The 22,181-nt window shown below is 67.9% G+C and carries 15 protein-coding genes and 2 tRNA genes; 9 read left to right on the top strand and 8 right to left on the bottom strand.

Annotated elements, in window-relative coordinates; genetic code table 11:
- Window positions 1-20: 20 nt before the first annotated feature.
- Window positions 21-278 carry a hypothetical protein gene (locus GGR43_RS02480; protein WP_246343295.1) on the bottom strand — a complete coding sequence of 86 codons (258 nt, stop codon included), beginning with the start codon at window positions 276-278 and terminating at the stop codon, window positions 21-23.
- Window positions 279-798: 520 nt separating this feature from the next.
- Here GGR43_RS02480 and GGR43_RS02475 point away from each other — a divergent pair.
- Window positions 799-874 (top strand) — tRNA-Val (locus GGR43_RS02475).
- A gap of 18 nt (window positions 875-892) precedes the next feature.
- Here GGR43_RS02475 and GGR43_RS23705 read toward each other — a convergent pair.
- From GGR43_RS23705 to hflK, 5 genes are all read right to left on the bottom strand, one after another.
- The gene (locus GGR43_RS23705) at window positions 893-2,041 is read right to left on the bottom strand and encodes a winged helix DNA-binding protein (RefSeq protein WP_188070380.1); all 1,149 of its coding nucleotides are present in this window, start codon (window positions 2,039-2,041) and stop codon (window positions 893-895) included.
- A gap of 364 nt (window positions 2,042-2,405) precedes the next feature.
- Complete coding sequence (locus GGR43_RS02465; protein ID WP_188070379.1) at window positions 2,406-4,022, bottom strand: helicase HerA-like domain-containing protein; 1,617 nt, start codon at window positions 4,020-4,022, stop codon at window positions 2,406-2,408.
- A gap of 457 nt (window positions 4,023-4,479) precedes the next feature.
- On the bottom strand, window positions 4,480-5,976 hold the full coding sequence (locus tag GGR43_RS02460) for a Do family serine endopeptidase (RefSeq protein ID WP_188070378.1): 1,497 nt from the start codon (window positions 5,974-5,976) through the stop codon (window positions 4,480-4,482).
- 122 nt (window positions 5,977-6,098) lie between these two features.
- On the bottom strand, window positions 6,099-6,941 hold the full coding sequence (hflC, locus tag GGR43_RS02455; RefSeq protein WP_188070377.1) for a protease modulator HflC: 843 nt from the start codon (window positions 6,939-6,941) through the stop codon (window positions 6,099-6,101).
- On the bottom strand, window positions 6,938-8,173 hold the full coding sequence (gene hflK / locus GGR43_RS02450) for an FtsH protease activity modulator HflK (RefSeq protein ID WP_246343293.1): 1,236 nt from the start codon (window positions 8,171-8,173) through the stop codon (window positions 6,938-6,940). The genes hflC and hflK overlap by 4 nt, the downstream gene beginning before the upstream one ends.
- Window positions 8,174-8,246: 73 nt before the next feature.
- On the opposite strand from hflK, the gene GGR43_RS02445 reads away from it, so the two are divergent.
- The 7 genes from GGR43_RS02445 to GGR43_RS02415 all read left to right on the top strand — a co-directional run bounded on the left by GGR43_RS02445 (window position 8,247) and on the right by GGR43_RS02415 (window position 15,136).
- Entirely contained in the window at window positions 8,247-9,212 is a 966-nt protein-coding gene (locus GGR43_RS02445; protein WP_188070376.1) for an Mrp/NBP35 family ATP-binding protein, read from the top strand.
- A gap of 48 nt (window positions 9,213-9,260) precedes the next feature.
- Window positions 9,261-9,689, top strand: coding sequence for a CoA-binding protein (locus tag GGR43_RS02440; protein ID WP_188070375.1), 429 nt, complete (start codon window positions 9,261-9,263; stop codon window positions 9,687-9,689).
- 400 nt (window positions 9,690-10,089) lie between these two features.
- Window positions 10,090-12,306, top strand: coding sequence for a xanthine dehydrogenase family protein molybdopterin-binding subunit (locus GGR43_RS02435; protein ID WP_246343322.1), 2,217 nt, complete (start codon window positions 10,090-10,092; stop codon window positions 12,304-12,306).
- 14 nt (window positions 12,307-12,320) lie between these two features.
- The gene (gene hemH / locus GGR43_RS02430; protein WP_188070373.1) at window positions 12,321-13,343 is read left to right on the top strand and encodes a ferrochelatase; all 1,023 of its coding nucleotides are present in this window, start codon (window positions 12,321-12,323) and stop codon (window positions 13,341-13,343) included.
- Window positions 13,344-13,356: 13 nt separating this feature from the next.
- Entirely contained in the window at window positions 13,357-14,079 is a 723-nt protein-coding gene (phbB, locus tag GGR43_RS02425) for an acetoacetyl-CoA reductase (RefSeq protein WP_188070372.1), read from the top strand.
- A 28-nt stretch (window positions 14,080-14,107) separates the two neighbouring features.
- Window positions 14,108-14,416 carry a ribbon-helix-helix domain-containing protein gene (locus GGR43_RS02420; protein ID WP_284278712.1) on the top strand — a complete coding sequence of 103 codons (309 nt, stop codon included), beginning with the start codon at window positions 14,108-14,110 and terminating at the stop codon, window positions 14,414-14,416.
- A 222-nt stretch (window positions 14,417-14,638) separates the two neighbouring features.
- A complete protein-coding gene (locus GGR43_RS02415; RefSeq protein WP_188070370.1) occupies window positions 14,639-15,136 on the top strand; it encodes a GNAT family N-acetyltransferase in 498 nt (165 codons plus the stop codon).
- On the opposite strand, the gene GGR43_RS02410 is transcribed toward GGR43_RS02415, so the two are convergent.
- Window positions 15,137-19,822, bottom strand: coding sequence for an NAD-glutamate dehydrogenase (locus GGR43_RS02410; protein ID WP_188070369.1), 4,686 nt, complete (start codon window positions 19,820-19,822; stop codon window positions 15,137-15,139).
- A 243-nt stretch (window positions 19,823-20,065) separates the two neighbouring features.
- Window positions 20,066-21,580, bottom strand: a complete 1,515-nt coding sequence (locus GGR43_RS02405) for a PAS domain-containing protein (RefSeq protein ID WP_188070368.1) — start codon at window positions 21,578-21,580, stop codon at window positions 20,066-20,068.
- Between the two features lie 260 nt (window positions 21,581-21,840).
- On the opposite strand from GGR43_RS02405, the gene GGR43_RS02400 reads away from it, so the two are divergent.
- Window positions 21,841-21,916, top strand: a tRNA-Thr gene (locus GGR43_RS02400).
- The last annotated feature ends 265 nt before the right edge of the window (window positions 21,917-22,181 follow it).

The raw sequence follows: 22,181 nt of genomic DNA, 5'->3' as shown, positions 1-22,181 counted from the left end.
GGCTGTGCGCGGTGTGGCGGTCAGCGGCCGTGCACCTCGTCGGTTTCGATATCGTCCCCTTCCGGCGCATCCTGCCCCGCGCCCGACAGCAGGAAGGCGCCGATCGGCACGGCGAGGAACAGCATGAGCAGAAGTTGCTGCTCGCCCAGCACATTGCCCTGACGAAGATGCGCGAAACCGAGCCATGCGGCGGCCGCGACAAGCATCCAGAAAATACCGCGCGCGGCGAACGGGGCGCGAACAGGCGAATGGCGCGGCGCGGGCTCCTCCATGGGCATCCTCTCCCATCCCCGGCATGGATTATCGGCCCTCTTCGTGGCCCTCGCCGGTTTGTCCCCGCATGATGGAACTGGATGGGCCGGTCAGGCAAACGAATGTTATTGATGCCAAGGGGCAAGAATATTGGGGATAGAGCGAGGGCTATATCGGCGATCCATGCTTTTCCGATCCAGCGCACCAGTCCGGTTGCCGGAGAGGGAGAAGGTTGATCCCGTCCCTCATAAGTAGGCCACAGGCATTGGCTCGATGCGAGCATCGGCATTCCTGAAAGGAAGCGGGCATTTTCAACCGTTCGGGCTGAGCTTGTCGAAGCCCCGCATTGCCCTGGAACAACAGAGAAACAGCCGTTAAGTGAATTTACCCTTTGGGCCGACACGCTCAGGCAGCGGTTCGGCCAGATACGCTCCTCAGCATTGCAGAGCGCACCGTTCATCAGGCAGTCGAGTCTCGACCGAAACAACTTGACCGCATGAGGCTGTCGAGATAGCGGCACTGACAATCACCGCGCAATGCGTGGGAGGGCGATTAGCTCAGTTGGTAGAGCGTCTCGTTTACACCGAGAATGTCGGCGGTTCGAGCCCGTCATCGCCCACCATTCCTTCGACGATATCGGTCAGGACAGGGATTTGCCCCGGCCCCCGCCGCCGTCGCCCCGCCCGCCGGCTTGCAGCAGCAGGTCGTGGCTTTCCTCGAACCAGCGCGTCACCGCCGCGACGCCCTGCTGCGACAGGGCGATGAAGATGCGCCGCCCGTCGTCGGGATCGGCCTGCCGCTCCAGCAGCCCGCGTTCGGTCAGCTGCCGGATCCAGCGCAGCGCGGTGGTGGGCGGCACGGCGGCGGCGATGCAGAGGCTGGAGACGGATACCCGCACATTCTCCAGCCGGGCCGCCATCAGATCGAGCAATATGTCCCAGGCCGGGTCGGCGAAAAGGTCGGCGGGGAAGATGCCGTCGCGCAGGCGGCGAGCGCGCAGCACCGCCCTCACCTGCCGGGCGGTCACCGCCCCGGCTCCGGCCCCGATCCCGTCCGGCGCGGACAGCGCGGCATAGGCGCGCGCAGGCGACTGCACCGACGGTTCCCGCCCCTCATTCTGCGCGGGCAGCGCGAACTGGCTGGGCGAGCGGTTCTGCACCAGCGCCTCGATCGTCCGGCTGAGGCGCACCAGTTCGTCGCTCAGCTTGTCGAGCCGGGGATCGGCATTCTCGCCCCGGCCGATATCGTGCAGGCGCGCGCGGTCCTGCCCCCGCCCGGCAAGCGCGGCCAGCGTCGCCACTATGTCCTCGCGGTCGGGGCGGCACAATATGGCCGCGCGGTCCGCGTTGACGATGGCGTGGACATGGTCCAGCCCTTCCAGATCGACGGCGACCGCCAGATACATGCCCTGATTGCCCGCCATCGTATCGAGCCGGGCCAGCAGCAGGTCCAGCCCCGGTTCGGCGCCGGTGCAGCGGACCAGCACCGCGTCGACATCGACGATGCGGGACAGCCGCTCCGTCGCGGCGCCCAGCGGCACCCGGTCGAGAATGCGGAACCCCAGCGCCTGCGCCAGATCGGCGACGTCGTCCCCGGCTTCCGCGCCGGGCACCGTCCACAGGCCGTCCGCCAGGATCAGCAGCGAGGGCTGCTCCGCCTGCCGGGCGAAATCGTCCCAGTTCCGCACGGCCGCGCCATCCCGCCCGGCCCCGCCGCCATGATCCTGCCCGGCTCCGGGAAATGCCGCCGCAAACCCGCCATCCGCCGGAAAGCCCCTGTAACCACTCATCCCCTGTACCCCATTTCGCCCCGACCGGAGCCGGAGCCCGACCAACACCCTTTCCGCCAATATGGCGACAGATGCCAGATTCACCCGCCAACATTAATCCGAAACGGAGGGATGTTTTCCGATAACCCCATGGAATCCGAAAGCGACGCTTCGGCAGGGGGCGATCCATCGGGATTTGCTGGCGTCGCCCCCTCAGGATCGAACGGATATTTCATCCGAAACGGATCTTAATAAGCCCGCGACGCGGCTCTTCCTTCCGAACCGCGCCCCGGCCAGATGTTCATATTATGTTCCGATCCGCTGAGTCCAGCGAAAAGTTCATGGAATGTTCTGCCTGCGCAGACCACCGCCCGCGCCGCCCTTCCTATTTGAACAGGCCGCCCAATATGCCGCGCACCAGTCCGCCGACAAGGCCCCCGCCGCGCGAGGATTTGCCGCCGCCGCCCAGGATCGACTTGCCCAGCTCGTTGGCGACCTGCCGCCCGATCGAGGAGGCCGCCGAGCGGGTGGCCGATTGCACCGCCCGGTCGAGCGCGCTCGGCTTGGCCGCTTCCCGCGCGGCGGCGGCCTCGGCGCGCTTCTGCTCGCGCAGTTCCTCGGCGCGGGCCTTTGCCTCGACCTTCGCCTGCTGGGCGGCGAGCTTGTCCGCCTCTGCCTGCGCCTTCGCCGCCTGCGCGGCGGCAGCGGCGGCCGAGCCCCGCGCGGCGAGGATTTCCTCGGCGCTTTCCCGGTCGACCGGCGTGTCATATTTGCCCGAACAGGGCGAGATCGACTGGATGATCGCGCGCTCCTTCGCGTCGACGGGCCCCAGGCGTGAACGCGGCGGCGCGATCAGCGTGCGCTGGACCATCGAGGGCGAGCCGTCCTCCTGCAACACCGACACCAGCGCCTCGCCCACCTTCAGTTCGGTGATGGCGGTCGCGACGTCGATATCCGGGTTGGCGCGGAACGTCTCCGCCGCCGCCTTCACCGCCTTCTGGTCGCGCGGGGTGAAGGCCCGCAGCGCATGCTGCACGCGGTTGCCGAGCTGGCCTGCGACCTCCTCCGGGATATCGATCGGGTTCTGGGTGACGAAATAGACGCCCACGCCCTTCGACCGGATCAGGCGCACCACCTGCTCGATCTTGTCGACCAGCGCCTTGGGCGCATCGTCGAACAGCAGGTGCGCCTCGTCGAAGAAGAAGACCAGCTTCGGCTTTTCCGGGTCGCCGACCTCCGGCAATATCTCGAACAGTTCGGACAGCAGCCACAGCAGGAAGGTCGAATAGAGCTTGGGGCTCTGCATCAGCCGGTCGGCGGCGAGGATGTTGATAGTGCCCCGCCCCTTGTCGTCCACCTTCAGGAAATCATGGATATCGAGCGCCGGTTCGCCGAAGAACATGTTGCCGCCCTGGCTGTCGAGGCTGAGCAACTGGCGCTGGATCGCGCCCACGCTCGCCTTGGTGACGTTGCCGTAGCGGGCCGAGAGCGTGTCGGCATTTTCCGCGCACCAGGCCAGCATCGCCTGCAAATCGCCGAGGTCGAGCAGCAGCAGCCCCTCCTCGTCGGCATAGCGGAAGGCGATGGTGAGCACCCCTTCCTGCGTGTCGTTGAGGCCGAGCAGGCGCGAGAGCAGCAGCGGCCCCATCTCGCTGATGGTGGTGCGGACGGGGTGGCCCTGCTGGCCGTAGAGATCCCAGAAGATCGCCGGATTGTCGGAATAGACATAGGGATCGAGGCCGATTTCCTTCGCGCGCGCCTCCAATATTGCGGCGTTCTTGAAGGTCGGCGATCCGGGCATGGAAATGCCGCTCAGGTCCCCCTTCACATCGGAGAGGAAGACCGGCACGCCCTGGGCGGAGAAATTCTCGGCAATGCCTTGCAGCGTCACGGTCTTGCCGGTGCCGGTCGCGCCCGCGATCAGGCCATGGCGATTGGCGCGCTTCAGGTTGAGCATTTGCGGCTGCCCGCCCGCCGCGCCGAGAAAGATGCCGTCCGCCATGTCCATTCCCTCCCACCTGTGGTCGTTACGGGATAGCGGCGCAGAGGCTTCCTGAAAAGCCCCGGAACGGCATGACGGGAGGGCGCGGGACTTGACGGACCTTCGCCTCTGCCATCACTCCGGCGCGGGCCAGGGCCGCAGGCGATGTCGCGCGCCGTCTCCCCAGATGCCGGCCTGCGCTGGCATGACGGGGAATATATGTCTGATTTTCGTCGGGGAGCGAACGTTCCTCCCCCTTGGTGGAGGGGGACCACCCGCAGGGTGGTGGAGAGGCACCATCCTCAAGCGTAACGTCCGGCGGCCTGTCCCCCCTTCACCATGCTCCGCATGGTCCCCCTCCCCGTACCGGGGAGGATCAGGCCCCTTCTGGCCGAAACCAGCCCGCCCAAGTCTCGAAAAAGCCACGGGCCGCGCCGCGTGGAAGCGGGCGGCCCGGCGCCTGTAAACTATTGTCCGTTTATTTGCCGCGCAGGCGGACCGGAATGAACGCCGCCTGCTGGCCCCGGCGCAGCACCTGAAGCAGCACGGCGTTGCGGCCGGCCTGCTTCGCCTCGCGCACCACGGCGTCGAGTTCGGCTTCGCTGGTGGTCGGCCGGTTGTTCGCCGACAGGATCACGTCGCCCCGGCGCAGCCCCTTGGCGCCCGCATCGCCATCCTGATCGACGGCAGCGATCACCACGCCCCGTGTCGTCGCGGGCAGGCCGAGCTGGCGCACGATGGACGGGGTCAGCGCCTGCACGCTGACGCCCAGATCCTGCGAAGCGGCCTGCGCGCTTTCGCTGTCGTCGGACTGGGAGAAATCCTCATCGGGGCTGCCGCCGAACTGGGCCAGCTTGTCCTCCGGCGGCCGCTCGCCCACCACGGCCGTCACGCTCATCCGCTTGCCGTTGCGGATGAGCTCGATCGGCACCCGCGACCCGATCGGCAGGTTGCTGACCAGCAGCGAGAGCGTCTCGTCCGGCGTCACCTCGCGCCCGTTGACGCGCACGATCACGTCGCCCGGCCTGATCCCGGCCTTCTCGGCGCCCTCGCCCGGCTCCACGCCCTGCACGAATTCGCCCCGGTTCTTCGCGAGACCGAGGGAATCGGCCATATCCTCGCTCAGCGGGCTGATCTGCACGCCGAGATAGCCACGCCGCACCTTCTCGCCCTTGCGCAGCGTCTCGATGATCGGGATCGCCTGTTCGGACGGAATCGCGAAGCCGATGCCGACATTGCCGCCCGACGGCGAGAGGATCTGGCTGTTGATGCCGATGACATTGCCGTTCATGTCGAACATCGGGCCGCCGCTATTGCCCTGGTTGATCGATGCGTCGGTCTGGATGAAGCGGTCGTAGGTGCCGCCGGTGTTGCGATGGACGGCAGAGATGATGCCCGCCGTCACTGTGCCCGACAGCGCATAGGGGTTGCCGATCGCGACCACCCAGTCGCCCACGCGCGCCTTGGTGCTGTCGCCGAACTTCACGAACGGGAAGGGCTTGGAGCCGACGATCTTCAGCACCGCGAGGTCGGTCGCCGCGTCGCGGCCGACCAGCTTCGCCTCATATTCCTCGCCATTGGTAAGGGTCACGGTGATGCTGTCCACGCTCGCGCCGCGCGCGCCGGGCGACACCACATGGTTGTTGGTGACGACATAGCCGTCGGCCGAGATCAGGAAGCCGGAGCCGAGCGACTGCGCCTGCCGGGTCTGCGGCCGCCCGCCGCCGAACAGATCGCCGAAGGGCGTGCCCGCGAACGGGTTCTGCACCTGCACGCGCTGCTTGGTGGAGATGTTGACGACCGCCGGTTGCAGGCGCTCGACCATGTCCGCAAGGCTCGCCGGGGCGCCGCGCGGCGCGGCGGCCTGCATGCCTTCGTTCTGTGCCGTCTGCGCCTCCAGCGACTGGTGCGTGGTGAGGGCGGCGGCGGTGCCGCCCAGCAGCAGAGCGGCGGTTATGGCATAAGCGTAACGCACTATCGAAATTCCTCTCATTGCCTGTGGAAGCGGCATCCCGCCCCCGACAAAGACCGTTTCCCATGCCCAAAACCGCCTTAACGCAGTTTGAATGGGCGCGGACGCGGATCAAGCCTTCCCGTTCAGCGCCCCCTGAATTCCCGCAGGAAATCATTGTCCGGCGACAGGATGATATTGGTCTCGCTGCCGTTCTGGCTGCTGAAGGTCCGGCGGTAGGCCTGCATCGCGCGATAGAAGTCGTAGAAGCTGGCGTCCTTGCCGAAGCTGTCGGCATAGACCTTCGCGGCGGCGGCGTCCGCCTCGGCGCGGATGATCTGGGCCTGCTTCTCGCCCTGCGCGCGGATGGTCAGCGCCTCCTGCTCGCGCGCGGTGCGCATGCGCTGGAACGCGCTCTGCAACGGCGTGCCGTCGGGCAGGTCGGCGCGCTTGATCCGCACGTCGATCACCTCCGCGCCATATTGGCGGGCGATGCGGTTCAACCCCGCCTCGATATTGTTCATCACCTGCCCGCGTTCCGGGCTGAGCAGCGCGGCGAAGGGCCGCTTGCCCAGCTCGTTGCGCAGCGCAGAACCGAGGATCGGACGCAGCGCGTCGGACACCCGCTCCTCGCTGCCCGCCGAGATGTACATGCGCAGCGGGTTGACGATACGATAGCGGGCGAAGGCGTCGACCTGCAGGCGCAGCTGGTCGGTGGACAGCACCTGCTGGCGCTCCATCTCGACCGACTGGATGCGCTTGTCGATCCACACGATCTGCTCTGCGAACGGGATGCGCAGCGCGACGCCCGCGCCGGTATGGCCGAACACCTCGTTGGGCTTGTAGCGGTTGATGATGCGCACCGGCTCGCCGAAGCGGACGATCACCGCCTGCCGCGTTTCGGGCACGATCGCCACCGTGCTGCCGATCAGGATGAGCACCGCCAGCGCGATCAGCACCAGCACGACGGGGTTGCGGGAGCCGGTCATTGCGCGCCTCCCTGCTGCTGGGCGCCCTGCGCGCGCTGGCCCGTCGCGGGCGCGGCCGCGGCGGCCCCTTCCGCCGCCTTGGCGCGGCGGCGCAGTTCGGGCAGGGGCAGATAGGGCGTCACATTGCCCGCTTCGATCACGGTCTTGTCGACATCGGCCAATACGGCCTCCATGGTTTCATAATACATGCGGCGGCGCGTCACTTCGGGCGCGAGCCGGTACTGCTCGTACACCTTGTCGAACGCCGCCGCCTCGCCCTGCGCGCGGGCATTGAGCTGCTGCGCATAGGCGCGCGCCTCGTTCATATAGGTCTGCGCGGCCTGCTGCGAGGCGGACACTTCCTTGAACGCGTCGTTCACCGCCTCCGGCGGGTCGGCCTGCTTGATCGCGACGCCCTGCACCTTGATGCCGGCGCGATAGGAGTCGAGGATTTCCTGCATGCGCTGCTCGACCTGCTGCTCGATCGCGGTGCGCCCCGCACCCAGCGCGTCGTTCAGCGACACGGTGGCGACGACCGAGCGCATCGCCGATTCGGCCACTTCGCGGATGGTCGTGTCCGGGTCGGCGATCTGGAACTTGTACTGCTGCGGATCGCGGATGTTCCAGCGCACCGAATAGGCGAGGTCGATGATGTTCTGGTCGCCGGTCAGCACCAGATTTTCCGCGTCGTTGGCAACCGAGCCGATATCGATCGTGCGGATTTCCTCGACATCGACGCTTTCCATCGTCTCGAACGGCGCGGGAAGGGTGAGGCCGATGCCGGGTGAAAGCGTGCGGCTGTATTTGCCGAGCATCAGCACGACGCCGCGTTCCTGCGGCCCGATGCGATGCACGCTCGTCAGCGCGATCCACAGGACGACGATGATGCCGAGCGCGATCGGCCACAGCGTGCGGCCGCCCGGCCCGCCGGGAATGCCGCCGCCGAACGGGCCGCCGCCATCGCCCCGGCCGTTGCCCAGCCCCTCGCGGCTGCGGCGCAGCAGGTCCTCGATCAGCGAGGGCCGCCCGCCCGGCGCGCCGCCCCGGTCGGGACGACCGCCGCCTCCCGGCGGCTGGGTCCAGGGGTTGCGAGGCCCGTCGTTACCGGAACCGCCGCCGGCGTCATTGCCTCCGCCCTGACCGGGCTGATCTTCTCCCCCTTTTCCACCCCATGGCCCCTGCGCCATGGCATTGACCGGCGTGCGCCAGATGGAAGCGGCTATCCTGCGAAGCGAACGTCTTTTTCTCATCATGTCCTTTCCTATAGGTAGGCCCGCCGGGGAAAAACAGTGTCTTTGCCATGATTAATCGCATATGGGGCAATTCATGACCGACCTGAGCGCCCTTTCCCAACGCCTTGCGAGCCTGACCGGCAACCGCACCAGCACCCCGCGCCTGCGCGACGGCGTGCTGACGCTGGTGCTGGACGTCAGCGGCCTTGCCCGCGACGCGCGCGTGGCGATGGCCGAGGCGGTGGAGCGGGAAGCTCGCGCCGTCCCCGGCGTCGAGGACGTTCGAATCGCGCAAACGGCGGAAAAGCGGGATCGCGCGATCGTCGCCGTCGCCTCCGGCAAGGGCGGGGTCGGCAAATCGACCGTCTCGGCCAATCTGGCGATCGCGCTGGCGAAGCTGGGGGTGCGCGTCGGGCTGGTCGATGCCGATATATACGGCCCGTCGCAGCCGCGCCTGCTCGCCAGCGAGGGCGAAAAGCCGCAGGCGGAGGAAAAGCAGCTCATCCCGATCCGGGGCGCGGGCGTGCCGATGCTGTCGATGGGCCACCTCGTCCAGCCGGGGCAGGCGATCGCGTGGCGCGGGCCGATGGCGGCCAATGCGCTCGGCCAGATGATCGACGCCCGCTGGGACGATGCCGAGGTGCTGATCGTCGATATGCCGCCGGGCACCGGCGACGTGCAGCTTTCGATGATCCAGAAGCATAAGCCCGCCGGCGTCGTTATCGTCTCCACCCCGCAGGACCTGGCGCTGATCGACGCCACCCGCGCGGTCAACCTGTTCGAGCAGGCGCATGTGCCGATGATCGGCCTCGTCGAGAATATGGCGGGCTATGCCTGCCCCCATTGCGGCGAGATTTCCGACCCGTTCGGATCGGGCGGCGCGGAAAGCGCGGCCGGAGTGATGGGCATGGCCTTCCTCGCCCGCATCCCGCTCTCCATCGCCATCCGCACCGCGTCGGACGCGGGAACGCCGCCCGCCGCCGGAACCGGACCGGACGCCGAACCGTTCATGGCGCTGGCCGGGCGGGTCAAGGAATGGCTGGACAGGCGGCAGGCTTAACCCCTACCCTGCCTCATCCGCCATGACGGGATGAGACAGGAGCGCGCCATGCCGCTTTCGACCGACCGGGATATCGCCGATCTGCTTTCCTCGACGCGCACCATCGCGCTGGTCGGCGCGTCGGAGCGCGTCGGCAGGCCCAGCAACGGGGTGATGCATTTCCTGCTGGCGCAGGGGTATCGCGTCATCCCGGTCAATCCCAAGCTGGCCGGGACGACGCTCCACGGCCAGACGGTGATCGGCGCCCTTGCCGACATCGGCGAGCCGGTCGACATGGTGGACATCTTCCGCAACAGCGAGGCCGCCGGGGAAACGGTGGACGAAGCCATCGCCATCGGCGCGAAATCGGTATGGCTGCAACTGGGCGTCATCAACCCGGCGGCGGCGGATCGCGCCGAGGCGGCGGGCCTCAAGGTGGTGATGGACCGCTGCCCCGCGATCGATATCCCCCGGCTGGGGTTGCCGCCGGTGGGCTGAGCGGGAAGCCCGGACAGACGGCTTCATTACGCAGCGAGCCCGCCCGCTTCCGGCACAACATCCGTTCGCCCTGAGCCTGTAGAAGGGCTGTCCTTCCTTCTTTCCTCCCTCCAAAAGAAGGACAGGGCTTCGACACGCTCAGCCCGAACGGAGGAAGGTTCCGGACGGGAAGGGAGCATGGCGTTCCCTATCAAATCCCCCTCGCAAATGGCGATATCGCTTCAAGACCAATCCGTTACCTCGCGGCGAGCATCCCGCCTGCTCCGACCCGCCGTTTCGCCTTTGCCTTTGCCGCGCGCGCTGGCTATCAGGCGGCATGCGTCGATCATCAGGGCAGCACAGGAAAAGCGGCGGCGTGGAGGCGATCGGGGGGGCGATCGGCGCGGCCATCGACCGGCGCATGCTGCTGATCGGCGGGGGCGCGGCGGCGGGGCTGCTGATCGCGTGGGGCGTCTGGCCGCGCAGCTATCGCCCCAATCTGGCGAAGGGCGCCAACGAAACCCTGATCAACGCCTTTCTGAAGATCGACACCGCCGGGCAGATCATCGTCGTCGTGCCGCAGCTGGAAATGGGCCAGGGCGTCACCACCGTGCTGCCGCAGATCCTCGCCGACGAGCTGGGCGCCGACTGGCGCACGGTTGCGGTGCAGGGCGCGCCGATCAGCCCGCTCTACGCCAATGTGCTGCTGGCCAGGCAGTTCCTCGCCAACGACTGGTCGCGCCTTGCGGGCGGCGCGGGCGACTGGGTACTGGAACAAATCGCGACGCGCGAGGCGATGATGCTGACCGGCGGCTCCACCTCCGTCCGGGCCTTCGCGCAAAGCTATCGCGACGCGGGCGCGGCGGCACGGGTGCTGCTGTGCAAGGCGGCGGCGGCGCGCTGGGACGTGTCGTGGGAAAGCTGCTCCATCGTCGACGGCCTCGTCACCGACGGACAGCGCAAGCTGCGCATCGGCGAGCTGGCGTCGGAGGCGGCGGGCTTTTCCCTGCCCGACATCCTGCCCGAACGCTCGCCGGACGATGACAATAAAAGGCTGCTGGGGCAGGACGTGCCCCGGCTCGACCTTCCTTCCAAGGTCGACGGATCGCATAATTTCGCCGCCGACATCCGCCTGCCCGACATGCTGTTCGCCTCGATCCGGCAGGGGCCGCCGGGCGCGGTGCGCCTCGTTTCTACGAAGGAGGCCGAGGCGGCGAAGATCACGGGCTTCCTGCAACTGGTGAAGCGCGACCAGTGGGTGGCCGCCGTCGCGACCAACTGGTGGGCCGCGAACAAGGCGCTCGACCTGCTCGATCCGACATTCGAGACGGACACGCCGCCCGCCGACAGCAAGGCGATCGCGCAGGCGCTGGAGGACGCGTTCGACGGCGACCGGGGCAGGCGCATCCACGAACGGGGCGACCTCGCCAAAAGCTTTTCCGGCGCAAGGCTGCTGCACGCCGACTATCGCGTCGCCCCGGCGCTGCATCTGGCGATGGAGCCGCCCTGCGCCACCGCGCGGGTTTCCGACGGCCGCGCGGAAATCTGGGTCGCGAGCCAGGCGCCCGCCTTCTGCCGCCGCGCCGTCGCCGACGCGCTGGGCATGGCGGAGGAGGCAGTGGTCCTCTACCCGCTGTCGGCGGGCGGATCGTTCGACCGGCGCATGGATCATGAGGCGGCGGTGCAGGCGGCGCTGATCGCGCGGGAGATGAAGCGTCCGGTGCAGCTGCTCTGGTCGCGGGCCGAGGACATCATCACCGACCGGCCGCGCCCGCCCGCCCATGCGCGCATGACGGCGCGCCTCGTCACCGGCGGGATGATCGACGGGCTGGCGGTGAAGATCGCTGCGCCTGCCGCCGATGCCGAGACATGGGCGCGCATCGCCCATCGCACGCCCGCGACGGAGGCCGCCGCCCGCGCTTCCGCGCAGGCTGACGCGCGCGCGGTGTCGGGCCTGCCCGCGCCCTATGCGATCCCGAATATCGCCGTCGATCATTATCCCGCCGCCATCGGTCTGCCCACCGGGCGCTGGCGCGGGCAGGCGGACAGCTACACCTGCTTCTTCACCGAGGCCTTCATGGACGAGCTGGCGCAAAAGGCGGAGATAGAGCCGATGTCCTTCCGCGTGCAGCATCTGGGCCACGACCCGAAGCTGGCGCAATGCCTCACCACGGCGGCGGCCATGGGCGGCTGGCAGGGCGGCGTCGCGGGCAGCGGACAAGGGCTGGCCTGCCACCGGATGGACGGCGGCGCGATCGCGCTGCTGGTCGAGGCCGGGATGGAGAATGGCGCGCTGCGGGCGAAATCGATCATCGCCGTCGCCGATGTCGGTGCCCAGCCCCATCCCGACATCGCCCGCCAGCAGATAGAGGGCGGCATCGTCTTCGGCCTCGCCGCCGCGATGGGCTGCGCGGCCCAATATGACCAGGGCCTGCCCGCCCGCGCGATATTGGGGCGGCTGGGCCTGCCCCGGCTCGCCCATGTCGGCGCCATCCATGTCGAACTGCTCCCCGGCGACGGGGAACCGGCCGGCGTCGGCCAGATCGGCGTGCCGCCGCTGGCGCCCGCGCTCGCCGGGGCGCTCTTCACCCTGACCGGGCGGCGGCACCGCAGCCTGCCGCTCATCCCCCCCGCCTGACGGGAGCCATCCTCATGTCCCCTGCCCCTTCCACTTCCTCCCCGAAGATCGGCGTGCTGATCGTCAATCTCGGCACCCCCGACGCGCCGGAGCCGGGCGCGGTCAGGCGCTATCTGGCGGAGTTCCTGTCCGACCGGCGGGTGGTGGAATTGCCCCCCCTACTCTGGCAGCCGATATTGCGGGGCGTCATATTGACCACCCGGCCGAAGAAATCCGCCCATGCCTATCGTCAGGTGTGGATGGACGAAGGCTCGCCGCTCGCCGTCTACACCAGCGCGACCGCCGCCGCGCTGGCCGAACGCTTCGCGGGCGAAGGCGTGCGGGTCGACTGGGCGATGCGCTACGGCAATCCCTCGATCGCGGACCGGGTGCGGGCGATGCTGGATGCCGGGGTCGAGCGGCTGCTGTTCGCGCCGCTCTATCCGCAATATTGCGGCGCGACGACCGCCACCGCCAATGACGCGCTGTTCGCCGTGCTGGCGGGCCTGCGCGCGCAACCGGCGGTACGGACGCTGCCGCCCTATCATGACGAGCCCGCCTATATAGAGGCGATCGCCGCCACCATCCGCGCCGGCCTTGCCACGTTGGACCGCGCGCCCGATGCGCTGCTGCTCAGCTATCACGGCATGCCGGAGCGCACGCGCACGCTGGGCGACCCCTATTATGAGCACTGCCTCGCCACCTCGCGCCTGCTGACAGAAGCGCTGCGCGATATCTTTGCGGGGCCAATCGAAACGAGCTTCCAGTCGCGCTTCGGACGCGCCAAATGGCTGGAGCCGTCGACTGAAACCAGGCTGGCGGAAATGGCCGCAAGGGGGCTGCGCCGGATTGCCGTGGCGACGCCCGGATTCTCTGCGGATTGCGTCGAGACTCTAGAGGAAATCGCCCTGCGGGGCGAGGAATTTTTTCGCGAAAATGGGGGGGAAAAGCTCCACTATTTTCCTTGTTTGAACGCGGGAGCCGAGGCTACAAATCTCTATGAGAGGATGATCCGTCGGGAGCTTTCCGGTTGGTTGCCTCCTCCATCCTTGGACTGAGCAGGAGAGCTGTATGAGCAGAGTTGCGATCGTCACCGGCGGGACCCGCGGCATCGGAGAGGCGATCAGCCTCGCGCTGCGCGACAAGGGGATGACGGTGGTTGCCAACTATGCCGGCAACGAACAGCGGGCCAGGGAATTCACCGACCGCACCGGCATCGCCGCCTATAAATGGGACGTGGGCGATCATCAGGCCTGCCTCGACGGCTGCGCGCAGGTGGAAAAGGACCATGGACCGATCGACGTGCTGGTCAACAATGCGGGCATCACCCGCGACGGCGTGATCCAGAAGATGAGCTTCGACGACTGGAACGAGGTGATCCGCGTCAACCTGGGCGGCTGCTTCAACATGGCCAAGGCGATCTTCCCCGGCATGCGCGACCGCAAATGGGGCCGCATCGTCAATATCGGCTCGATCAACGGGCAGGCGGGCCAATATGGGCAGGTCAACTATGCCGCCGCCAAATCCGGCATCCACGGCTTCACCAAGGCGCTGGCGCAGGAAGGCGCGAAATACGGCGTCACCGTGAACGCGCTCGCGCCCGGCTATATCGACACCGACATGGTCGCCGCCGTGCCGCAGGGCGTGCTGGAAAAGATCGTCGCGAAGATCCCGGTCGGCCGCCTCGGCCATGCGGAGGAAATCGCGCGCGGCGTCGCCTTCCTGTGCAGCGAGGATGCGGGCTTCGTCACCGGGTCGACATTGTCGATCAACGGCGGCCAGCATATGTACTGACGCAACGGGACGGGCGGGATCGGCAGACGTGGCGCAAGACGCCCCCTCGCAAGGCGACCCCGCCCCGTCCCTTCCTGCCGGTCCCCTTTTCGCTGGTCCGGTCAAGCACAGCATCACCATTTCCGGTCATCAGACCTCGATCAGCCTCGAACCGCTGTTCTGGCACGCGCTGCGCCGCGCGGCAACGGAGGAAGGGCTGGCGCTCAACGCGCTGGTCGCGCGCATCGACGAGGAACGGATCGAGGCGCTGACCCGCGCCGCGACGGAAACGCACCCGCCCGCCAATCTCGCGAGCGCGATCCGCAGCTGGCTCTGGGCGCGCTATTGCGGGTCTTAAAAGGAACAAAAAACCGTTCGGGCTGAGTTTGTCGAAGCCCTGCCCTTCTTCTTGCCCCAAGAGAAAAGCAGCCCTTGGGCGTCCGCCCCCTCCGGGTCAGCAGCCTGCCCTGAGCTTGTCGAACGGCGCAGGGTGAAGGGTGCCGGGGCAGCCGCTCTTATCCCAGGCATAATTCCCCTCCCGCCTTTGCAGACGCCGGGCCTTTCCCCCATAAAGAGCGCCATGATCATTCGTCCCGAACGCCCGTCCGACGCCGCCGCCATCCGCAGCCTCGTGACCGCAGCCTTCACCGGCGCGCCGCACAGCAGCGGCACGGAAGCCGCGATCGTGGACGCCCTGCGGGACGCAGGCGCGCTCACGCTGTCGCTGGTCGCCGCCGAGCGCGACAATGTCATCGGTCATGCCGCCTTCTCGCCCGTCACCATCGACCGATCGCCGGACGGCTGGTTCGGACTTGGCCCGGTGGCCGTCCGGCCCGACCGGCAGCACGGCGGTATCGGCCGGGCATTGATCGCCGAAGGGTTGCGGCAACTCCGTGAGCGCGGCGCGGAAGGCTGCGTCGTGCTAGGCGATCCGGCCTATTATGGCCGCTTCGGCTTCCGCGCCGATCCTGCGCTGCGCTATCCGGGCGTTCCAGCCGCCTATTTCCAGCGCCTCGCTTTCGACGGCGACAGTCCCGCCGGAACCGTCGCCTATCATCCCGCTTTCACCGCCTCCTGATCACCGCGACATCAGCGTGCGGATATGCGCCGCCAGTTCCGCCAGCATCGCCACATGCGGCGCGGGGGCGGCACGGGCGCGGTCGAGTTGCTGGCGATATTGGGCGATGCGGGCCGCATGCTCCTCCAGCCATGCCTGCACCGCCGCCTCCGGATCGTGCGCGCCCAGCCGCGTCAAGAGGTCGAGCCGCACCTGCTGCACATCGCGGGTGACGCCGGAAAGCAGCTGCCGCTCCCACGGGTCGCTCGGTTGCAGCCGCGCCGCCACCGATTGCAGCCAGTCGATGCCGAACGCATCGCCCAGCCGCACGAAGGCGCTCGCCAGATGCACGACATCCCCGCCCAGCCGCGCGCCCAGGCTGGCGATGCCGACGGCGCCGTCCATCTTGAACAGCAGCGACACACGCTGCGCCAGATCCTGCGGCACGCCCTGCGTCTGAAGATCGCGCTCCAGCCCTCCGGCCAGCGCCAGCATATTCTCCGTCAGCAGGCTGTCCACCTTCTGCGCCAGCGCGGCGATGCCGGGGTGCAGCGCCGCCACCCCTTCGCCCGGCGTGAAGCCGGGGGGCAGGATGCGGATGATCGAGGCCATCTGCGCCCGCATCGCCACCGCGATCAGTCGCAGCAGCTCCAGCCGCCCGGTTTCCGCCATGTCGCGGGCGTCGATGCTGTCCCACAGCGCCTGCACGTCATGGGTGCGGTCGGCGATCACGAAGGCACTCGCCATGTCGGCGAGCGAACAGCTTTCCTCCTCCGCCAGCTCGAACGGATGGATGAGGCCCAGCCGGTTGATGATGCGGTTGGCCAGCTCGGTCGCGATGATCTCGCCGCGCAGCTGGTGGCGGGCGATGGCCTCGGCCTGCCGCTCCCGCATCTGCGGCGGGAAGGATGCGGCGAGGTCGCCGCCCATGCTCTCGTCGCCCGCCAGCGGGCCTTTCTCTATCGCGTCCTGCAAGGTCAGCTTCGCGGTCGAGAGCAGCACCGCCAGCTCCGGGCGGGTCAGCCCCCTGTCGTCCTGCGCGCGGCGCAGCAGCTGGTCGTTGGTCCCCAGCCCCTCCACCTTGCGATCGAGCGTGCCGCTTTCCTCGAATATCTCGATCAGCCGCACATAGCTCGGCAGCGCCTCGACCCCGCCCTGCTCGGCGATGGAAAGGCCCAGCGCCTGCAAGCGATTGTCCTCCAGCACCAGATCGGCCACCGCGTCGGTCATTTCCTCCAGCAGCGCGTTGCGATCCTCGAAGCTCAGCCGCCCCTCGCGCATCTCGCGGTTGAGCGCGATCTTGATATTGACCTCATTGTCGGAGCAATCGACGCCCGCGCTGTTGTCGATGAAGTCGGCGTTGATCCGCCCGCCCTTCAGCGCGAAGGCGATGCGCCCGGCTTGGGTGACGCCCAGATTCGCGCCCTCGCCCACTACCTTCGCGCGCAGATCCTCGCCGTTCACCCGCAGCGCGTCGTTGGTGGTGTCGCCCACCTCGCTGTTGCTCTGCCCGGCCGCCTTCACATAGGTGCCGATGCCGCCGAAGAACAGTAGGTCGACCGGCGCGCGCAGGATAGCGGAGATGAGCGAGGCCGGGTCCATCGCCTCGTTGGTCACGTCGAGCAGCGCGCGCATTTCGGGCGAGAGCGGGATGCTCTTCAGGCCGCGCGAAAAAACGCCGCCGCCCTGCGAAATCAGGCCCTTGTCATAATCGTCCCAGCTCGACCGGGGCAGCCTGAACAGCCGTGCCCGCTCCTTCCAGCTTTTCGCCGGGTCGGCGGGATCCGGATCGATGAAGATGTGGCGATGGTCGAAGGCGGCGACCAGCTTGATCGCCTTGCTGCGCAGCATGCCGTTGCCGAACACGTCGCCCGACATGTCGCCCACGCCGACGACGCGCACCGCGTCCTTCTGCACATCGACGCCCATTTCCGCGAAGTGGCGGGTGACGGACACCCATGCCCCGCGCGCGGTGATGCCCATCGCCTTGTGGTCGTACCCGTGGGAACCGCCGCTGGCGAACGCGTCGCCCAGCCAGAATTCCCGCTCCAGCGCGATGGCGTTGGCGACGTCGGAGAAGCTCGCCGTGCCCTTGTCCGCCGCGACGACGAAATAAGGGTCATCGCCGTCGCGGATCACCATGCCGTCGGGATGCACCACCTGGTCGGCGACGATATTGTCCGTCACCGACAGCAGCGAGCGGACGAAGATGCGATAGCTTTCCGTCCCCTCGGCCAGCCACGCGTCGCGGTCCGCCGCCGGGCTGAGCAATTGCTTGGGGTAGAAGCCGCCCTTCGCGCCCGCGGGCACGATCACCGCGTTCTTCACCCGCTGCGCCTTCATCAAGCCCAGTATCTCGGTGCGGAAATCGTCGCGCCGGTCGGACCAGCGCAGCCCGCCTCGCGCCACGGGGCCGGAGCGCAGGTGGATGCCCTCCAGCCGGGGCGAATAGACCCAGATTTCGCGCCACGGCACCGGCCTCGGCAGGCCGGGCACCTGCGCGCTGTCGATCTTGAACGCCAGCGCCAGCCGCCCGCTGTCGACGAAGAAATTGGTGCGCAGGCAACCATGGATCACCGCATGGATCAGGCGCAATATGCGGTCCTCGTCGATCGCCGACACCTCGGCGAGGCCCGCGACCACCGCCTCGTCGGCAATGTGCGCGACCTCCTCCCGGTCGCCCGCGAACGCCGGATCGTGCAGCGCGTGGAACAGGTCCACCAGCGCGCGCGTCACCGCCTGCTCGCGCCGCAGCGTCTCGACGAAGGTATCGATCGCATAGGGCATGCCGGTCTGCCGCAAATAGCGGTAGAAGGCGCGCAGCAGCACGGCGGCGCGCGGGTCGAGCTCGACCGAGACGATCAGCTCGTTGAAGCGGTCGTCCTCCGCCTCGCCCATCAGCACGCAGGCAAGGCTGGTCTGCAATATGCCGGCGCGGTCGAGCAAGGGCGCGGCCGCCTCACGATCGCGGCGGGCGAGCAGGAAGCGGTGGATATGCCCGCATTCCCCCCCGGCGATCGGCGTGGTGATCTCCTCTATCACGCGGAAGCCGAAATTCTCGAATGCCGGAACCGCGTCGGACAGGGTGATCGCCGCGCGGCTGTAGAGCTTCAGCCGCAGCTCGTCGCTCCGGTCCTCGGCGCGGCGATAGAAGCGGACGCGGCGGTCCCCGTCGTCGCGCAGCTTTGCCATTTCCACAATGTCGAGCGCCGCCTCTTCCGGGCCGGAGCCGAAGCGGTAATTGGGCGGGAAGCCCTCCGCATATACATCGGCCAGCCGCTCGGCCCGCTCCGCCCCCTCGGTCCGCGCCAGCGCATCCTCGATCGCGGGCGCCCAGCCGCGCACCATATGCTTGATCTGCGCGTCCAGCGGAGCCTCGTCCGGCGTCGCCCCGCCGTCGCGCAGGTCGAACGTGAAGCGCAGCAGCGCGAGGCCGCTTTCCTCCAGCGCGGTGGACCAGGCGAGCAGCGGCGCATTGGCCGCCTTTTCCAGCATTTCCTGAATGGCGATGCGGCGCGCGGTGGTCGCATCGTCGCGGCCGATCCAGACGAAGGCGTAAAGATGCCGCGCCAGCGAGGAGGTCGCCAGCACCAGCTTGGGCCGGGGCCGGTCGGACAGCGACATCAGCGTCAGCGCCAGCCGCTCCAGCGTGTGCCGGTCGAAGCCGATCACGATGTCGTGCGGCAGCACGGTCAGCGCATGGAACAACGCCTTGCCCGCATGGCCGCCCGGATCGAATCCGTATTTCTCCATCAGCGCGGCCAGCGCGGAACGCAGCATCGGCACCCGGTCGGGCGCGGTCGCCAGCGCGGCGCTGGTCCACATGCCCGCATGGATCGACAGCGCGCGGATCGTCTTGCCCTCGCGCACCGGCACGATGAACAGGTCGAGCAGCCCGGCGCGATGGACGCGCGAGGCGCGGTTGCTCTTGACGATGAGCGGCGCGCGGCCGCCTTCCTCGAACCAGTTGAACGCCGCCTCTATCGTTGAGGGCGCGAGCAGCGGGTCGCTCTCCAGTGCGGCGATGCCCAGCGTCGCCTCGCAGCTGCCGTCGCGCTGGCAGCGCTGATAGCCGGTCTGGGTCAGGTTGCGGGCGAGCAGCCAGCGCAGCAGCGCCGCGCCTTCGTCATCGGCCAGCCGGTCGGCGTCGGCGGCCAGTTCCTCGCGCATCCGCCCCCAGTCGGCGACGGCGGCGCGGACATGGGCGAGTGTGCCGGCGATCTCCGCCTCCAGCCCCTCGCGCTGGCGCGCGGTGGTGCGCTCGACGCCGATATAGATCATCGATTCCCGCCGCGCGCCGGGGCTGTCGTCGGGCAATATCCCGGTCAGCCTGCCCTTCGCATCCCGCTCGACGCTCAGCACCGGATGCATCAGCCGCCGGATGATGAGGCCCTGCCGGGCGAGGCAGTTGGCGATGCTGTCGACCAGGAACGGCATGTCGTCATTGACGATCGCGATGTGCAGCTTCTGCCCGCCGCGCGCGGCGTCGCCCTTTTTCGCCGCAGCGTCGGTGGCGCCCCTCTGCTCGATCAGGATCGACGGCGCGCCATTGTGCCGCGTGGCGGCGGCGCGGGCCATGAACAGCGCGGCCTCATGGATTTCCCCGGCGCTGAAATCCTCGCGTTCGCCGGGCAGGCTGCCCTGCGCCAGCGCTTCGCCCAATGCGCCCGTCAGCGGAGACTCTTCCGCCGCAACCTTCCTGGCCATATCCGATCCGCTCCTGCAAAACGCTTCGATGATCGCTCCGATGGTGCGAGGAAAGGAAAGCGCGGCCACGGCCCGCAAGGGGCATGGCGGCCTGTCCCGGCCTCGACCGCTCCATCATGCCGGTAAACATCAGGAAGGCAACAGCTGCAGGGGCCATCGGCCGACGGCAACGCCCGGTGCGCCGCCCCTTCGGGCAGGCGGGCCTCAGGCGATGACGGCGCGCGAAGGCCCACCGGACCGGCCTCAGAGGCCCTTGCTCGCCTCGATCAATATCTTCTGTGCGGCCTTGTCCGCCATGTCGACCCCGGCCACCAGCGCGATCCCGCCATCCGCCTCGCGCCGGGCGACCACCACGGCGAGGCCATGCTCGTCGAACGGCAGCGCCGCCGCGTCCACCGCATGGGCATCGCTCAGCCGCCGCACCGCCCGGTCGATCCGGCGGACGGGGCGGTCCGTCTTTCCGGCCGCGCTTTCCGCCCGGCGTTCGGCGCGCATATCGCGCACCAGCCCCTTGAGGCCGCCTTCGTGCGACAGCAGCTGTCCCGGCAGCTCTCCCCCGGCGAGGCCGCGCGCAAAGGCGTAATCCAGTGCGCAGGCATATTCGGCGATCCGCGTCTTGTCGTGATCGGCGCCGAAGACGAGCTTGATCACCGCCGTATTGGGGCTGCGCGCCTGCACGGCGATGCCCGCCTCCTTCAGCAGCGCGTCATAATCCTCCGGCGCGGCGCGGGCTTCGAGCGCGAAATCATAGGCGTTGCCGATCGCGCGATACAGGGCGACGCGGCTGCGCGCGTCATTCTCGCCCGCCTCGGCGGCGCTTTGCCGGGCGAGGGTCAGCCGCGCGGAAAGCCCTTCCTCCGCCGCTTCGGCCGGCATGGGCGGGGCCGCATCCATCTCCGCATCCAGAACCGGATCGATATCCTCTATGCCGATGGGATCGTGCTCGACGGCGGCTTCCCAGTCCGCGACATCGACAAGCGGCTCGTCCCGCGCGGGTTCCGGCGCGACATCCACCAGGTCGAGCGGCTCCTCCCGCTCGAACGCGGCAAGGTCCAGTTCCGCGCCCTCTTCCTGCCGGGCTTCGACGGCGAGCACTTCCGCATCCAACGGTTCGGAAAGGTCGAAATCGGCGGTGGCCGACGGCCCCTCGGCCCAGATCGCCCCATCCCCCTGCCGCGCCGCATCCGGGCTGGCGAGCGCCGCGCGTATCTCTTCCCCCAGCCCGTCGAGCATCGTCTGGCTGGCGACTTCCTTCCAGTTGATGACGCCGTAGATGAAGTCGATCGTCTCGTCATTGGAGGAAAAGGGCATCAAAATGCCGCGATACATGATCTCGACGCCGCGCTGGTTGGTGAACTCGGCCTCGAATCCCACCGGAGCGGCGTTGGCGATGATCTGGAGATAATGGTCCGTCAGGCGCGAGAGCAGCGAACGGGGCGGCACCTGGTCGATGCGCTCGATCGTGCCGGTGATGCCGCATTCGTCGCGCAGCGCCGAGCCGAGATAGATGATCGCGGGATTTTCCAGCCCCAGCGAAAAGTCCAGCAGCACGCTGAAGGCGCCGAAATCCTCCATCTCCTCCGGGTTCAGATCCTCTATCGACGGAAAGCCCCGATTGCCGAGCAGCGAAACCCAGTAATTATAGGCGCGCACCTGCATACGACGTTCCGACCCGGCGATGACCGGCGGCGCCTCGATCGCCTCATCCTCATAAGGAGCGCTGGCCTCGATTTCGTTCTGACCGCGTAAGCTGTCCATAGGGTTTCCGTTCAAGCTGCTGCAACGAGCCGATAAGTCTTTCCCGAATGTCGCATGGCCATGGTTAACACTCTGATAAAAGAAAGGCTTCGCGCGGAAAGCGCGAGGAGAAAGCGACCGACCGCGGCGGAGGGGCGACGGCGGACCGCCTTTCACCTCCGTTTTGCAGCAACCGTTGCGCTGACTGAACGATCCGGCTTGCCAGCACCGGCCGGTGCTGTTATGCGCAGCGCCGTCCCGGACGGACCATCCGTCGGAACGCCGCAGTAGCTCAGCTGGTAGAGCACGTCATTCGTAATGATGGGGTCGGGGGTTCGAGTCCCTTCTGCGGCACCATATTCTCATGTTAAATCAGTGATTTGAGGGATATTCACTCTCCCTCGGAATCCGCGCGGCTTCGCGCCTGCAAGGACGGTTTGCAGCCCTCACAGGGAATCCCCATTCTCTTTCCCGCCACGCGGAAGTGCGTTCAGGAAATCCTTGAGGTCCATCGGGAATGGAAAGACTGTCCGTCGTCAGAACATTTGGCACAACTCGCGGCGTAAATTAGCGGAGTGCGGGCCTCGTCCTGGGGTTGATATTAAGCGGCGATCTTGCGGTG

Source organism: Sphingobium jiangsuense (assembly GCF_014196495.1).
In the GTDB taxonomy this organism is placed as follows: Bacteria; Pseudomonadota; Alphaproteobacteria; order Sphingomonadales; family Sphingomonadaceae; genus Sphingobium; species Sphingobium jiangsuense.
Note: the sequence above shows the minus strand (reverse complement) of the source record. Positions and strands in the feature narration are given on the sequence as shown.

Excerpts from the sequence above, each read along its gene's own strand:
- GGR43_RS02480 (WP_246343295.1), bottom strand. The coding sequence starts at position 278 with ATGCCCATGGAGGAGCCCGCGCCGCGCCATTCGCCTGTTCGCGCCCCG.
- GGR43_RS23705 (WP_188070380.1), bottom strand. The coding sequence starts at position 2,041 with ATGAGTGGTTACAGGGGCTTTCCGGCGGATGGCGGGTTTGCGGCGGCA.
- GGR43_RS02465 (WP_188070379.1), bottom strand. The coding sequence starts at position 4,022 with ATGGCGGACGGCATCTTTCTCGGCGCGGCGGGCGGGCAGCCGCAAATG.
- hflC (WP_188070377.1), bottom strand. The coding sequence starts at position 6,941 with ATGACCGGCTCCCGCAACCCCGTCGTGCTGGTGCTGATCGCGCTGGCG.
- hflK (WP_246343293.1), bottom strand. The coding sequence starts at position 8,173 with ATGATGAGAAAAAGACGTTCGCTTCGCAGGATAGCCGCTTCCATCTGG.
- GGR43_RS02445 (WP_188070376.1), top strand. The coding sequence starts at position 8,247 with ATGACCGACCTGAGCGCCCTTTCCCAACGCCTTGCGAGCCTGACCGGC.
- GGR43_RS02440 (WP_188070375.1), top strand. The coding sequence starts at position 9,261 with ATGCCGCTTTCGACCGACCGGGATATCGCCGATCTGCTTTCCTCGACG.
- GGR43_RS02435 (WP_246343322.1), top strand. The coding sequence starts at position 10,090 with ATGCTGCTGATCGGCGGGGGCGCGGCGGCGGGGCTGCTGATCGCGTGG.
- hemH (WP_188070373.1), top strand. The coding sequence starts at position 12,321 with ATGTCCCCTGCCCCTTCCACTTCCTCCCCGAAGATCGGCGTGCTGATC.
- phbB (WP_188070372.1), top strand. The coding sequence starts at position 13,357 with ATGAGCAGAGTTGCGATCGTCACCGGCGGGACCCGCGGCATCGGAGAG.
- GGR43_RS02415 (WP_188070370.1), top strand. The coding sequence starts at position 14,639 with ATGATCATTCGTCCCGAACGCCCGTCCGACGCCGCCGCCATCCGCAGC.
- GGR43_RS02410 (WP_188070369.1), bottom strand. The coding sequence starts at position 19,822 with ATGGCCAGGAAGGTTGCGGCGGAAGAGTCTCCGCTGACGGGCGCATTG.
- GGR43_RS02405 (WP_188070368.1), bottom strand. The coding sequence starts at position 21,580 with ATGGACAGCTTACGCGGTCAGAACGAAATCGAGGCCAGCGCTCCTTAT.